General features: G+C 72.3%; 13 protein-coding genes. 9 read left to right on the forward strand and 4 right to left on the reverse strand.

Annotation, left to right across the window (positions count from 1 at the left end):
* The first annotated feature begins 174 nt into the window (after nucleotides 1-174).
* The 3 genes from EST92_RS18820 (at nucleotide 175) to EST92_RS18830 (ending at nucleotide 4169) form a co-directional block, all read left to right on the forward strand.
* Nucleotides 175-2214, forward strand: a complete 2040-nt coding sequence (locus tag EST92_RS18820) for a SpoIIE family protein phosphatase (protein ID WP_129282063.1) — start codon at nucleotides 175-177, stop codon at nucleotides 2212-2214.
* Nucleotides 2215-2258: 44 nt separating this feature from the next.
* Nucleotides 2259-3491: a radical SAM family heme chaperone HemW gene (gene hemW, locus EST92_RS18825; RefSeq protein WP_129282051.1), complete on the forward strand. Its 1233-nt coding sequence runs from the start codon at nucleotides 2259-2261 to the stop codon at nucleotides 3489-3491.
* 99 nt (nucleotides 3492-3590) lie between these two features.
* Nucleotides 3591-4169 carry a Uma2 family endonuclease gene (locus EST92_RS18830; RefSeq protein WP_129282052.1) on the forward strand — a complete coding sequence of 193 codons (579 nt, stop codon included), beginning with the start codon at nucleotides 3591-3593 and terminating at the stop codon, nucleotides 4167-4169.
* Here the strand turns inward: EST92_RS18830 and EST92_RS18835 are convergent.
* Nucleotides 4147-4980 carry a DUF3097 domain-containing protein gene (locus EST92_RS18835; protein WP_129282053.1) on the reverse strand — a complete coding sequence of 278 codons (834 nt, stop codon included), beginning with the start codon at nucleotides 4978-4980 and terminating at the stop codon, nucleotides 4147-4149. The genes EST92_RS18830 and EST92_RS18835 overlap by 23 nt on opposite strands.
* A 62-nt stretch (nucleotides 4981-5042) precedes the next feature.
* Entirely contained in the window at nucleotides 5043-5780 is a 738-nt protein-coding gene (locus EST92_RS18840; protein WP_129282054.1) for an MBL fold metallo-hydrolase, read from the reverse strand.
* Between the two features lie 195 nt (nucleotides 5781-5975).
* On the opposite strand from EST92_RS18840, the gene hrcA reads away from it, so the two are divergent.
* The 4 genes from hrcA to EST92_RS18860 all read left to right on the forward strand — a co-directional run bounded on the left by hrcA (nucleotide 5976) and on the right by EST92_RS18860 (nucleotide 10061).
* Nucleotides 5976-6992, forward strand: coding sequence for a heat-inducible transcriptional repressor HrcA (hrcA, locus tag EST92_RS18845; RefSeq protein ID WP_093483176.1), 1017 nt, complete (start codon nucleotides 5976-5978; stop codon nucleotides 6990-6992).
* On the forward strand, nucleotides 6993-8129 hold the full coding sequence (gene dnaJ, locus EST92_RS18850) for a molecular chaperone DnaJ (RefSeq protein ID WP_129282055.1): 1137 nt from the start codon (nucleotides 6993-6995) through the stop codon (nucleotides 8127-8129).
* 94 nt (nucleotides 8130-8223) lie between these two features.
* The gene (locus EST92_RS18855) at nucleotides 8224-9321 is read left to right on the forward strand and encodes a nitronate monooxygenase (protein WP_129282056.1); all 1098 of its coding nucleotides are present in this window, start codon (nucleotides 8224-8226) and stop codon (nucleotides 9319-9321) included.
* Complete coding sequence (locus tag EST92_RS18860) at nucleotides 9318-10061, forward strand: 16S rRNA (uracil(1498)-N(3))-methyltransferase (RefSeq protein WP_129282057.1); 744 nt, start codon at nucleotides 9318-9320, stop codon at nucleotides 10059-10061. Before EST92_RS18855 ends, EST92_RS18860 begins: the two co-directional genes overlap by 4 nt.
* Nucleotides 10062-10246: 185 nt before the next feature.
* Here the strand turns inward: EST92_RS18860 and EST92_RS18865 are convergent, their stop codons facing one another.
* Nucleotides 10247-10675 (reverse strand): OsmC family protein, encoded by a 429-nt coding sequence (locus EST92_RS18865; RefSeq protein WP_129282058.1) that lies wholly within the window; start codon nucleotides 10673-10675, stop codon nucleotides 10247-10249.
* A 232-nt stretch (nucleotides 10676-10907) separates the two neighbouring features.
* On the opposite strand from EST92_RS18865, the gene EST92_RS18870 reads away from it, so the two are divergent.
* Together EST92_RS18870 and EST92_RS18875 are read left to right on the forward strand one after the other, a co-directional pair.
* Nucleotides 10908-11264, forward strand: a complete 357-nt coding sequence (locus tag EST92_RS18870; RefSeq protein WP_129249814.1) for a histidine triad nucleotide-binding protein — start codon at nucleotides 10908-10910, stop codon at nucleotides 11262-11264.
* Between the two features lie 10 nt (nucleotides 11265-11274).
* Nucleotides 11275-12180 (forward strand): ribonuclease Z, encoded by a 906-nt coding sequence (locus EST92_RS18875; RefSeq protein ID WP_129282059.1) that lies wholly within the window; start codon nucleotides 11275-11277, stop codon nucleotides 12178-12180.
* 43 nt (nucleotides 12181-12223) lie between these two features.
* On the opposite strand, the gene EST92_RS18880 is transcribed toward EST92_RS18875, so the two are convergent.
* Complete coding sequence (locus EST92_RS18880; protein WP_129282060.1) at nucleotides 12224-13048, reverse strand: HAD family acid phosphatase; 825 nt, start codon at nucleotides 13046-13048, stop codon at nucleotides 12224-12226.
* Nucleotides 13049-13364 lie beyond the last annotated feature (316 nt).

Below are 13364 nucleotides of genomic sequence, written 5' to 3' on the forward strand. Positions count from 1 at the left end.
CCGAATTGGACGCCACGACCACCCAGTTGTGTGACTCAGTGCTTATGACTGCGCTCGTTCTGTCACTCTGTTGTTGGCGCATCCGGCGCTGTAGCGGAGCTGCTCGGGAGTTGCTCAATGAGGACGACAACTTCGTCTCCACGGGACGACGACGTCACGGCGGCGCGCACGACGATGACCGGCCAGCCCGGCGGGGGCTCGGCAACCCGTTCCCTGCGGGCCACCCTGCCCGGTGATCCACGGGCCGCTGCGGCCGCCCGGCGGCTGGTCCGGTCCGCCCTCGTCGACTGGGCCGGCCAGGAGTTTCCCGGTGCCCAGCGGCTGACCAGCCGGCTCGCGGACGAGGCAGAGCTGCTGGTCAGCGAACTGGTGACCAACGCGGTGGTGCATGCGGGCACCACCGTCGAGCTGCGCTGCCGGCTGGACCCGCAGGGCGCGCAGTGGCCGGGCCCGGAGCCGTACGCGGGCCGCCACGGCGAGCCGTACGCGGCGCCGTACACGGAAGCCGCCCCCGGAGCGGGCCTCGACGGCGCCCCCGGTCCCGGCATCCTCATCGAGGTCTCCGACCACCACCCCACCCAGCCGATCCGCGCCCGCCTCGACAGCGCCGCCTCCGAAACCGGCGGCCACGGCCTCCAGTTGATCAGCGCGGTCGCCGAATCCTGGGGCATCACCTACCGCCGGGCCATGAAGACCGTATGGTTCCGGCTGCCCATGGGGGCCGCGGACGACGCCGGGCGGCTGGAGCCGGAGCTCGCCTTCGACGACCGGCTCTTGCAGCGTGAGCTGCGGGCCGCGGAGCTCCTCGCACCGGCGCCGCGCCGCGCCGTCCGCCCGGAGCACGATTCCGGCCGGGTCGACAACGGCGCCCTCTCCTTCCTCGCCGAGGCCTCCGACCTGCTCTCCGGCCAGCTCGACGCGGACCAGGTCGCCGCCCTCGCGGCCCAGTTGATCGTGCCGCGGCTGGCCGAATGGTGTGCCGTGTGGCTCTACGACGGCGACGGCGGGGCGCCCGGCCGGGGCATCGCACCGGCCGGCGAGGAGCAGCGGCTCGCCGGTGTCTGGCACACCAGCGAGTGCCGTATCGACCCGCTGCGTGCGGCGCTGGAGAAGCAGCCGCCGGATCTTGCGGGCAGCGACCCGTCCGCCGGCGCACCCGTCCCGGTCCGCTGGCCCTGGACGCATGGAGCGGGGGACGACGACGGGCCCGGCGCCGTGCTGGCCTGTCCCCTGGTCGCCGGCGGCCGGCGGCTGGGCACCCTGCTGCTCGGCCGGGGCGGACTGCCGGCCTTCCCCGACGCGGTGGTCGCACTGATCGAGGACCTGGGCCGCCGGGTCGCCCGCGCCGTCGCCACCGCCCGCGCCTACAGCCGTCAGGAGCGCATCAGCCAGGTCCTGCAGCGCCGGCTGCTGCCCTGCGGGCGGGCGCAGGTGCCCGGTGTGGAGTCGGCGGTGGTCTACGAGCCGCGGGAGGGTGCCTGGGCGGGCGGCGACTTCTGGGACCTCTTCGACGCCGGGGACGGCCGCTGGTGCTTCGCCCTCGGCGACGTCTGCGGCAGCGGCCCCGAGGCGGCCGCGGTGACCGGGCTGGCCCGGCCGGTGCTGCGGCTGCTGGCCCGCGACGGCTTCGGCGTCGCGGCGGTGCTCGACCGGCTCAACAAGACCATGGCGCGGGAGGCCGCGGACTCGGTCGCGGCGGTCGCGGCCGCGGTGGCGGCGGCCGGTGCCGGGGCCGAGGCGCCCGTCGAGATCCGCGTGGAGGGCGAACAGGCCCGCTTCCTGTCCCTGCTCTACGGGGAGATCGTCCCCTACCCCGGCGACTCCCGTGGCTCGCGCGGCGCCCGCTGCACCCTCGCCAGCGCCGGCCATCCGCTGCCGCTGGTGCTGGGCACGGACGGCGCGGTCCGCTGCGTCGCGGCGCCGCAGATGCTGCTGGGGGTGGTCGAGGACGCGTCGTACGTCAGCGAATCGTTCGACCTCCGCCCCGGCGAGACCCTGCTGTGTGTCACCGACGGGGTGACCGAGCGGCGCTCCGGCCGGCGGCTCTTCGACGACGAGGACGGCCTGGCCACCGCCCTCGCGGCCGGCGCGGGCCTGGACGCCACCGCCCTCGCCGAGCACCTCCGCACCACCGTCCACGCCTTCGGCCCGACCCCGCCCGACGACGACCTGGCCCTGCTGGTGCTCCAGGCGGCGGGGAGCGGGGCCGCGTAGGCGGGGGAGCGGGCCCGGCCGCGGCATGACGGACAATGGATGGCATGCCTTCCGCACTGCCTGATGGTGAGCCCATGCCCGAGGACGGGGCGCTGCCCGGTCATGCGCTGGCGGGGGCGGCCGGGCGGCCCCTCGGCTTCTACCTGCACGTGCCGTACTGCGCGACCCGCTGCGGTTACTGCGACTTCAACACCTACACCGCGAGTGAGCTGCGCGGCTCCGGCGGCGCCCTGGCTTCCCGGGACAACTACGCCGACACCGTCGTGGACGAGATCCGGCTGGCCCGCAAGGTGCTGGGCGACGACCCGCGTCCGGTCGAGACGGTCTTCGTCGGCGGCGGCACCCCGACCCTGCTGCCGGCCGCCGACCTCGCCCGGATGCTGGCCGCGATCCGCGAGGAATTCGGCCTGGCGCCCGGCGCCGAGATCACCACCGAGGCCAACCCGGAGTCCGTCGACCCCCGCTACCTCGCGGAACTGCGCGGGGGCGGCTTCAACCGCGTCTCCTTCGGCATGCAGAGCGCCCGGCAGCACGTCCTCAAGATCCTCGACCGTACGCACACCCCCGGGCGTCCCGAAGCCTGCGTCGCCGCTGCCCGCGCCGCCGGGTTCGAGCACGTCAACCTCGACCTGATCTACGGCACGCCGGGCGAGACCGACGACGACTGGCGGGCGTCCCTCGACGCCGCCCTCGGCGCCGGCCCCGACCACGTCTCCGCCTACGCCCTGATCGTCGAGGAGGGCACCCAGCTGGCCCGCCGGATCCGCCGCGGCGAGGTCCCGATGACCGACGACGACGTCCATGCCGACCGCTACCTCCTCGCGGAAGAGGCCCTGACCGCCGCCGGGTTCCGCTGGTACGAGGTCTCCAACTGGGCCACCACCGGCGCCGCCCGCTGCCGCCACAACGAGCTGTACTGGACCGGCGCCGACTGGTGGGGCGCGGGCCCGGGCGCCCACAGCCACGTCGGCGGCGTCCGCTGGTGGAACGTGAAGCACCCGGGCGCATACGCCCAGGCCCTGAGCGAGGGCCGCTCCCCGGGGGCGGGCCGCGAGCTGCTCGCCGACGAGGACCGCCGCGTCGAACGCATCCTGCTGGAGCTGCGCCTCGCGGACGGCTGCCCGCTGGACCTGCTCGCCCCGGCGGGGGCGCGGGCGGCCGCCCGCGCCCTGGAGGACGGGCTGCTGGAGCCGGCGCCGTACGAGGCCGGCCGGGCCGTGCTGACACTCCGGGGGCGGCTGTTGGCTGACGCCGTGGTGCGCGATCTGGTGGACTGATGCTCGAACGAGTGAACCGATGTGGTGGGCCTGCGGGGCCGCCTAGGCTGTTCCTGGCCTGTGCCGTATACACGGCGACAGGAAACGGAGGCCACGGAGATGACCGCTGTGGATGAACGCCGGATGACGGAGCTCTTCGAGAATCTTGAGGTTCCCGAAGGGGTCAAGATCGAGCTCCTCCGGGGGAATATCGTGATGATGGCGGGGCCGGACGTGGTCCATAACGACATCGTGGAAGCTGTCGTGGACCAATTTCCGAGGAAGATGTGGCGGCGCCTGCAAACCCAGGATGTCGCGCTTCCTCAAGAGGCCAGTGAGCCCCAGCCAGACCTCGTGCTGGTGGAACGCGGAACCGGACCGGGATCCGGTCGGCTGATGCCGCCAGAGGTGATCAGGATGGTCGTCGAGGTCGTGTCCAAGACCAGCGTTGATCATGACTATGTCATCAAGCGCTCGATTTACGCGGCAGGCAGACTGCCCATCTACCTGATCATCGACCCCATCGTGGGCCACTGCGTTGTGCTCACTGAGCCCACTGGTACCGGTGAGACAGCCGACTACCAGTTGCAGTCGATCTTCAAGTTCGGCGACGCCGTGCCGTTGGACCAGCTCGATGTCGTACTGGACACCCACGAGTTCGGGACTCTCGCCAACGTCAGACGGCACCGCCGGCCGTAACGAAGTCGATCAGCTCCTCCACCCGGCCGAGGAGTTGTGGCTCCAGGTCCTTGTAGGAGTGCACGCACGACAGGATCCGCTGCCAGGCCGCACCCGTGCTGTCCGGCCAGCCCAGCGCCCGGCACACCCCCGTCTTCCAGTCCTGCCCGCGCGGGACGGACGGCCAGGCCGTGATGCCGACGGACGACGGCTTCACCGCCTCCCACACATCGATGTACGGGTGGCCGACGACCAGCGCATGGGCGCCGGTGACCTCGGCCGCGATCCGTGACTCCTTGGAGCCGGGAACGAGGTGGTCCACGAGCACGCCCAGCCGCGCGTCGGGGCCGGGGGAGAAGCCGCGGACGATCGCCGGGAGATCGTCGATGCCCTCCAGGTACTCCACGACGACGCCCTCGATGCGCAGATCGTCGCCCCACACCCGCTCGACCAGTTCGGCGTCGTGCCGGCCCTCCACATAAATGCGCCCGGCGCGCGCGACGCGGGCCCGTGCGCCGGGGACGGCGAGTGAGCCGGACGCCGTACGCGCCGGAGCGCTCGGCGCCGGGCGGCCCTGGGGGCGTACGAGGGTGACGACCTTGCCCTCCAGGAGGAAGCCGCGCGGGGTCATCGGAAAGACACGGTGCTTGCCGAAGCGGTCCTCCAGGGTGACCGTCGGGCCCTCGGCCGTCTTCTCGCAGCGGATCACCGCGCCGCAGAACCCCGTGGTCACCTCCTCGACGACCAGATCGGGGTCGGCCGGTACCTCGGGGGCCGGCCGCTGCTTCTTCCAGGGCGGGGTCAGGTCGGGGCTGTAGCGCTTGCTCTGCATGGGGCCTGTTCTGTTCGCAGGAGAGGGATGGGCAGCCGGGCAGACGGGCGGCCCGGCAGGGGTCAGGGGGCGGGGGCGACGCCGAAGCGGGCCGCCAGCGCGTCCCGTTGGGCGTGGACGAAGGCGGCGTCCACCACGGCGCCGTGGCCGGGGACGTAGTCCGCGTCCTCGCCGCCGAGGGCCAGCAGCCGGTCCAGCGCGCCGGGCCACTGCTGCGGCAGCGCGTCCGGGCCCGCCTGGGGCTCACCGGACTCCTCGACCAGATCGCCGCAGAAGACGATCTCGGGTGCGCCCTGCCGGCCCGGTACGAGGACCGCGAGATCGTGGGCGGTGTGCCCGGGGCCGACGTTGGCGAGCAGCACCTGACGGTCGCCGAGTTCGACGGTCAGCTGGCCGTGGACGTGGTGGTGCGGGGCGACCAGCAGGTCGGCGGCCTCCGCGGCGGCGTCCCGGTCGACGCCGTGCCGTACCGCGTCGTGCCGCAGCTCGTCCTTGCCGCGCCGCAGGAGGTCGCCGAGGCCGGCCGCGCCGAACACCTCGACGCCCGCGAAGGCGGCGGTGCCCAGCACATGATCGAAATGGGGGTGGGTCAGCGCGACATGCGTCACGTCGCGGCCCAGTACGCCGCGGATCGTCCGGCGCAGCTCCGCGCCGTCGCGAAGGGTCGCACCGGTGTCGACGATCATGACGCCGGTGGTCCCCGCGATCACCCCGATCGTCTCGTCCCACCTCGGCATCCGGCGCCTGGCGACACCGTCACCAAGCCGTTCCCAGCCGGCCTCTTCCCAAGCAGTGTGCATACCGAGACGCTAGCGCCCTCGCGATAGCGTTGCCCGGCAGATCGCCCGAACACGGTCATCGGGCGGGTGCTCCGCGCGGCCGCCCTTGCCGTGGCTGTGCTACTCGGCCGTACACTGGCTCAGGGCCTGGCACTCTGCCCGTGTGAGTGCCAGGAGGAACGAGACGCCGGGACGGCCGGACTGGAGGTGCGCGGAATGCTCAGTGAACGCAGGCTCGAAGTGCTGCGCGCCATCGTCCAGGACTATGTCGGGACGGAGGAGCCGGTCGGCTCCAAGGCACTCACCGAGCGCCACCAGCTGGGGGTCTCCCCGGCGACGATCCGCAACGACATGGCAGCCCTGGAGGACGAGGGGTTCATCGCCCAGCCGCACACCAGTGCCGGGCGGATCCCGACCGACAAGGGCTACCGGCTGTTCGTCGACAAGCTGGCCGGCGTCAAGCCGCTGTCCAGCCCGGAGCGGCGGGCGATCCAGAATTTCCTCGACGGCGCCGTCGACCTCGATGACGTGGTCGGCCGCACGGTCCGGCTGCTGGCGCAGCTGACCCGGCAGGTCGCGGTCGTCCAGTATCCCTCCCTGACCCGCTCCACGGTCCGGCACGTCGAGCTGCTGGCGCTGGCCCCGGCCCGCCTGATGCTCGTACTGATCACGGACACCGGGCGGGTCGAGCAGCGACTGATCGACTGCCAGGCGCCGTTCGGCGAGACGTCCCTGGCGGACCTGCGGGCACGGCTCAACAGCCGGGTCGTGGGCCGCAGGTTCGCGGATGTGCCGCAGTTGGTGCAGGATCTTCCGGAGTCCTTCGAGCAGGACGACCGCGGCACGGTCTCGACAGTGCTGTCGGTGTTGCTGGAGACTTTGGTGGAGGAGACCGAAGAGCGACTCGTGATCGGCGGTACCGCCAATCTCACGCGCTTCGGGCACGACTTTCCACTGACCATCCGGCCGGTGCTGGAGGCCCTTGAGGAGCATGTGGTGCTGCTCAAGCTGCTCGGGGAGGCCAAGGACTCGGGCATGACCGTACGTATCGGGCATGAGAATGCCCATGAAGGCCTGACGTCCACATCGGTCGTCGCGGTCGGCTACGGTTCGGGCGACGAGGCAGTCGCCAAACTCGGCGTGGTCGGACCGACCCGCATGGACTACCCCGGAACGATGGGAGCGGTACGCGCAGTGGCACGTTACGTCGGACAAATCCTCGCGGAGTCGTAAGTGGCCACGGATTACTACTCGGTCCTCGGCGTCGGCCGCGACGCCTCGCAGGACCAGATCAAGAAGGCCTTCCGTCGGCTGGCGCGCGAGCTGCACCCGGACGTGAATCCGGACCCCAAGACCCAAGAGCGGTTCAAGGAGATCAACGCCGCTTACGAGGTCCTGTCGGATCCGCAGAAGAAGCAGGTCTACGACCTCGGCGGCGACCCCCTCTCGCAGCAGGCCGGCGGCCAGGGCGCGGGCGGATTCGGCGCGGGCTTCGGCAACTTCTCCGACATCATGGACGCGTTCTTCGGCACCGCGTCGCAGCGCGGCCCGCGCTCGCGCACCCGCCGGGGTCAGGACGCCATGATCCGCCTCGATGTCGAGCTGAACGAAGCGGCCTTCGGCACGACCAAGGACATCCAGGTCGACACCGCCATCGTCTGTACGACGTGCACCGGCGAGGGCGCGGCGCCCGGCACCTCGGCGCAGACCTGCGACATGTGCCGCGGCCGCGGTGAGGTCTCGCAGGTCACCCGGTCCTTCCTCGGCCAGGTCATGACGTCCCGGCCGTGCCCGCAGTGCCAGGGCTTCGGCACGGTCGTACCGACGCCGTGCCCCGAGTGCGCCGGCGACGGACGGATCCGCTCCCGCCGCACCCTGACCGTCAAGATCCCCGCGGGTGTCGACAACGGCACCCGCATCCAGCTCGCGGGGGAGGGCGAGGTCGGCCCCGGCGGTGGCCCCGCCGGCGACCTCTACGTGGAGATCCACGAGCTGCCGCACGCGGTCTTCCAGCGGCGCGGCGACGATCTGCACTGCACGGTCACCATCCCGATGACGGCGGCGGCGCTGGGCACCAAGTGCCCGCTGGAGACGCTGGACGGGGTCGAGGAGATCGACGTCCGGCCCGGCACCCAGTCCGGCCAGTCCATCCCGCTGCACCAGCGCGGGGTGACGCATCTGCGCGGTGGCGGCCGCGGTGACCTCATCGTCCATGTCGAGGTGCAGACGCCGTCCAAGCTCGACCCCGAGCAGGAAGAGGTGCTCCGGCGGCTGGCCAAGCTCCGCGGTGAGGAGCGGCCCACGGGGCAGTTCCAGCCCGGACAGCAGGGGCTGTTCTCGCGCCTGAAAGACGCCTTCAACGGGCGATAGCCCAGGTGGGCCGGGGTGCGGCGGCGTGCCCCGGCAAGCCGCCACAGCGTGGCCCCGATGCGGGGCGAGGCGGTGGGCGTGACACGATGTGGTCATGCCCACCGCGCTCACCGATCTCTGCCGCCACCCGATCGTGCAGGCCCCCATGGCGGGCGGCGGATCCGGGCCCGAGCTGGCCGCCGCCGTCTGTGGCGCCGGCGGTCTCGGCTTCCTCGCCGCCGGCTACAAAACCGCCGACGGGATGTATCAGGAGATCAAACAGCTGCGGTCGCTGACCGACCGGCCCTTCGGCGTCAACCTCTTCATGCCGCAGCCGTCCCTGGCCGACGGCTCCGTCGTCGAGGTCTACCGCGAGCAACTCGCGGGCGAGGCCGCCTGGTACGAGACCGAGCTCGGCGACACCGACGGCCCCGTCGACGACGGCTACGAGGCCAAGCTCGCGATCCTGCGCGAGGACCCGGTGCCGGTGGTGTCCTTCACCTTCGGCTGCCCCTCGCGCGCCGTCCTCGACTCCTTCGCGCAGGTCGGTACGTACACGGTGGTCACGGTCACCACCGCCGCCGAGGCGCAGGCCGCACAGTGGTCGGGCGCGGACGCGGTGTGCGTGCAGGGCGTGGAGGCCGGCGGTCACCAGGGCACCCACCGGGACGATCCGCATGCGGACGGGACCGGGGCGGGGCTGGGGCTGCTGGCGCTGCTCGGCCAGGTCCGCGAGGCCGTACAGATTCCGGTGATCGCCGCGGGCGGGCTGATGCGCGGCTCGCAGATCGCGGCGGTGCTGGCCGCCGGGGCGTGCATGGCGCAGCTGGGCACCGCCTTCCTCGCCACCCCCGAGTCGGGCGCCAACCCGCTGCACAAGCAGGCGCTGACCAACCCCCTGTTCACCCATACCGAGTTGACCCGGGCGTTCTCCGGGCGGCCGGCCCGCGGGCTGGTGAACCGCTTCATGCGGGAGCACGGCCCGTACGCTCCGGCCGCCTATCCGGCCGTCCACTACCTGACCTCCACCCTCCGCAAGGCCGCGGCCAAGGCGGGCGACGCCCAGGGCATGAACCTGTGGGCGGGGCAGGGGCACCGGCTGGCCCGGGAGCTGCCCGCCGGGCGGCTCGTGGAGGTGCTGACGGCCGAACTGGACGCGGCGCGCGCCGCGTTGGCCCTGCCGGGCAGCGGAAGCGACGGCAGCGCGTCATGACCGCGCCCGTTTTCCTCATCGATTCGCTCGCGGACGTACGGGCCGGGGGCACGCTGACCCTGGACGGGCCCGAGGGCCGGCATGCGGTATCGGTGCGCCGGCTGCGGACCGGCGAGGAGGTCGTGCTGACGGACGGCCGGGGCACAGGTGCGTACGGCACGGTCGCCGCCGTCGAGGGCAAGGACCGGCTCACCGTCGCGGTCACCGGGCTGCGCACCGAGGCCCCGCCGCAGCCCACGATCACCGTGGTCCAGGCGCTCCCCAAGGGCGACCGCGGCGAGCTGGCGGTCGAGACGATGACCGAGACCGGCGTGGACGCCGTCGTGCCCTGGCCGGCGGCGCGTTGTGTCACCCAGTGGAAGGGTGAGCGGGCGGCCAAAGCGCTGGGCAAATGGCGGGCCACGGCCCGCGAGGCGGGCAAGCAGTCGCGCCGGCTGACCTTTCCCCAGGTCGCCGACCCGCTGACGACCAAGCAGGTGGCCGCTCTGCTCGCCGACGCGGACTTCGCGGCCGTGCTCCACGAGGAGGGCAGCTCCCCGCTGGCCACCGCCGAACTCCCCGCCCAGGGCTCGATCGTGCTGGTCGTCGGGCCGGAGGGCGGCGTCTCCCCGGAGGAGCTCGCCACCTTCGCCGAGGCCGGCGCCCGGCCCTACCGCCTGGGCACGACCGTGCTGCGTACGTCCACGGCGGGCACCGCGGCGACGGCGCTGCTGCTGGGGCGCACGGGGCGCTGGAGCTAAGACCCGGGAGGGAGGCCGGGCCCGCGGTGTCTGGCTGTTCTCCACGCAACGATCGTGGCACGGCCCACTGACAACGCCGCGGTGCCCCGGGACAATGCAGCGGTGCGCCGGCCGGGCCCTCAGGAGCCCGGCGGCGCACCGCCGTTCATGCGAAGGGGGCCGGCCGCCCCGGGCCGGCCGCCCGGTCAGACCAGCTCGGCCGAGAGCGTGATGTTCTTGACGCCCGCCAGCGCCTGGCTCACCGGGCAGTTGGCCTTGGCGTCCTGCGCCGCCGCCTGGAAGTCCTCCTCCGACAGGCCGGGGACGCTGGCCTTGACGGTCAGGGCGATGGCGGTGATGCCCTCACCGGGCTGGAAGGTGACGTCGGCCTTGGTGTCGAGGGCGGCGACGGTGTATCCCTTGCCCGCCAGGCCGTGCGAGAAGGCCATGGAGTAGCAGGAGGAGTGGGCCGCCGCGATGAGCTCCTCGGGGCTGGTGACGCCGCCCGGCTGCTCCGCGCGGGCGGGCCAGTTCACGTCGTACGTACCGACCTTGGAGGACTCCAGGGCGACGGTGCCCTTACCCTCCAGGAGGTTGCCTTCCCAGTGGGTCGTGGCGGTGCGCGTGGTTGCCATGGTGCAAAACTCCCGGTAGTGGACGAAAGCGGTTTCCGGCCACAGCTTAGTGATCCGCGGACCGGGCGCCGCGGTCGGTCCGCCGTGCCCCGCCCGTCCGGCCCCCGTACGGACCGGCCGCCGCCCCGCATGGCCTGTGCCCCGGGCCTTTCCGCGCCCCATGGGTGGCGCCCGGTAGCATCCGAGGGCCGTATGCACCGTGCGTACGGGGACGAGCTGGGAGGAGCCACCGGTGGCGGGAGAACCGCAGGCCGATTGCCTGTTCTGCAAGATCGCGGCGGGGGAGGTGCCGGCGACCATCGTCCGGGAGACCGAGACCACCGTGGCGTTCCGCGACATCAACCCCCAGGCCCCGACCCACATCCTGGTGATCCCCAAGGTGCACTACGCGAACGCCCTGGAGCTGTCCGCCGCGGAACCGGCCATCGCCGGTGACGTGCTGCACCAGGCGGGCCTGCTGGCCGCCGAGGAGAAGGTCGACGAGACCGGCTACCGCATCGTGTTCAACACCGGTCCCGGCGCCGGCCAGACCGTCTTCCACGCCCATGCGCACCTGCTGGGCGGCCGCGACCTGCAGCGTCTGGTCTGACGGGGTCGACTTGTCCGTACGCGAACTGGTGGTCCTCGGGACCGCCAGCCAGGTTCCCACCCGGCACCGCAACCACAACGGCTATCTGCTGCGGTGGGACGGTGACGGGCTGCTCTTCGACCCCGGAGAGGGCACCCAGCGGCAGATGCTGCGTGCCGGGGTCGCCGCCCACGACCTGAACCGGATCTGTGTCACGCACTTCCACGGTGACCACTCGCTGGGGCTGGCCGGTGTGATCCAGCGGATCAACCTCGACCGGGTGCCGCATCCGGTCACCGCCCACTATCCGGCCAGTGGGGAGCACTTCTTCGAACGGCTGCGGTACGCCACCGCCTACCGGGAGACGGTCCGGCTCGTCCAGCGGCCGGTGACCGCCGACGGCGAGCTGGACCGCTCGCCGTCGTACGTCCTGGAGGCGTACCGCCTCTCGCACCCCGTCGAGTCGTACGGCTACCGCCTCGTGGAGCCGGACGGCCGCCGGATGCTGCCGGAGCGGCTGGCGGCCCACGGGATCAGCGGGCCGGACGTCGGACGGCTGCTGCGGCTCGGCGAGCTGAACGGCGTCACCCTCGACGAGGTGAGCGAGCGGCGCCGCGGCCAGCGGTTCGCCTTCGTCATGGACACCCGGCTGTGCGAGGGCGTCCATACGCTCGCCGAGGGGGCCGACATGCTGGTCATCGAGTCGACGTTCCTCGACGAGGACACCGAACTCGCCGTGGAACACGGTCACCTCACCGCCGGGCAGGCCGCCGGGGTGGCCGAGCGGGCCGGGGTGCGGCATCTGGTGCTGACGCACTTCTCGCAGCGCTACGCCGACCCCACGGAGTTCGAGCGGCAGGCCCGTGCGGCGGGCTTCACCGGTGAACTGACCATTGCCCGGGACCTCTTGCGCGTACCGCTGCCCAAGCGCCGCTGATCGCCTCTCCGGCCCGCCCCGCCCGGGCGGGCCGGAGGCGGGGTCACGGCAGGAAGTACATCGGGTTCGGCAGCTTGAAGGTGCGGTCCCCGGCACCGCCGCTCAGGTCGCTGTACTGGTCCCCGAAATTGGCGACGATGTGGTAGCCGAGGGACTCGATGTGCTTGCGGGTGCCCGACTTGTACTCGACGGTCGTGCAGGTGGCGCCGCACGGCAGGTAGGCCGGCGGGTGCTCGGTGTTCTTCAGGTAGACGTGCCGGCGGTCCAGCGATACCCCGTAACCGACGTTCTTGAGGTTGCGCACGCTCCAGGTGCGCTGTGCCTCCTTGCGGCCGGTGAGGAAGAAGACCTCGGCGCCCTTGTCGTGCGCCCAGTTGACCAGCCGGTCCATCCCGAAGACCGGGTCCATGTCGGTGCTTTCGAGGTACTTGTCCTGGCTCTCCGGGGTGAAGTGGAAGCCGACCTGGAGCTCGTAGTTGTAGGTGAGAAGGGTCGTGTCGTCGATGTCGAGCACGATGGCCGGCTTCGCCTTGCCGCCGGTCCGCCCCTCCCGGTCGTGCCGGTCGAGGGCCTTGGTCAGATAGGCGCGGGCCCTGGTCTCGATGCCGCGGACCTGACGTGCGTAGTTGCTGTGCGGGGAGGCGTAGTGCTGACCGTCCGCCGTCACCGTGTCGCCGTAGTACGCCTTGATCTTGTCCTGCACCTGCGTGAGGTTGGGGATCTCCTTGTCGGTGCGCGGCACGGAGTGTTCGGCGGTGGCCTGGCCGATGCCGAACACGGCGGTGCCGGTGACCAGGGCGGCGACCGTCGCGGCACCGAGGCGGGCCCTGCGGGAGAGGGCGGTGCGGAAACGGGTGGGGCGGGGCATGCGCGGCTCCTCAAGTTGTCATGAGCGGACCCGGCAGGTCGGGCCCAGCGGGTCGGCCTCAGCCGGTCGGCCCCAGTAGGTCTAACAGAGCCTCACATCGGTATCTACGCGCGAAGATTCAACGGTTGGTAAAGGCTGGTGGGTAACGGCTGGGCACCTGGCGGGAGTTGACGGCCGCGAGGCGCTCCGGCCGGGCCCGCAGCAGGGCGTGCGGACCACGCGGACCACGCAGGTGCTGTCGACGGCTCGTGCGGACCATGCAGCAGCCGTCGGCGACCGGCCGAGCCCCGGCTCGCCGCCCGCCCCGTACACCCGC

The sequence above is a fragment of the Streptomyces sp. TM32 genome (assembly GCF_004122755.1).
Taxonomy (GTDB): Bacteria; Actinomycetota; Actinomycetes; order Streptomycetales; family Streptomycetaceae; genus Streptomyces; species Streptomyces sioyaensis.

What these genes read in the sequence shown, in the direction of transcription:
- EST92_RS18820 (WP_129282063.1), top strand. Translation starts at nt 175, where the DNA reads ATGACCGGCCAGCCCGGCGGGGGCTCGGCAACCCGTTCCCTGCGGGCC.
- hemW (WP_129282051.1), top strand. Translation starts at nt 2,259, where the DNA reads ATGCCTTCCGCACTGCCTGATGGTGAGCCCATGCCCGAGGACGGGGCG.
- EST92_RS18830 (WP_129282052.1), top strand. Translation starts at nt 3,591, where the DNA reads ATGACCGCTGTGGATGAACGCCGGATGACGGAGCTCTTCGAGAATCTT.
- EST92_RS18835 (WP_129282053.1), bottom strand. Translation starts at nt 4,980, where the DNA reads ATGCAGAGCAAGCGCTACAGCCCCGACCTGACCCCGCCCTGGAAGAAG.
- EST92_RS18840 (WP_129282054.1), bottom strand. Translation starts at nt 5,780, where the DNA reads ATGCACACTGCTTGGGAAGAGGCCGGCTGGGAACGGCTTGGTGACGGT.
- hrcA (WP_093483176.1), top strand. Translation starts at nt 5,976, where the DNA reads ATGCTCAGTGAACGCAGGCTCGAAGTGCTGCGCGCCATCGTCCAGGAC.
- EST92_RS18855 (WP_129282056.1), top strand. Translation starts at nt 8,224, where the DNA reads ATGCCCACCGCGCTCACCGATCTCTGCCGCCACCCGATCGTGCAGGCC.
- EST92_RS18860 (WP_129282057.1), top strand. Translation starts at nt 9,318, where the DNA reads ATGACCGCGCCCGTTTTCCTCATCGATTCGCTCGCGGACGTACGGGCC.
- EST92_RS18865 (WP_129282058.1), bottom strand. Translation starts at nt 10,675, where the DNA reads ATGGCAACCACGCGCACCGCCACGACCCACTGGGAAGGCAACCTCCTG.
- EST92_RS18880 (WP_129282060.1), bottom strand. Translation starts at nt 13,048, where the DNA reads ATGCCCCGCCCCACCCGTTTCCGCACCGCCCTCTCCCGCAGGGCCCGC.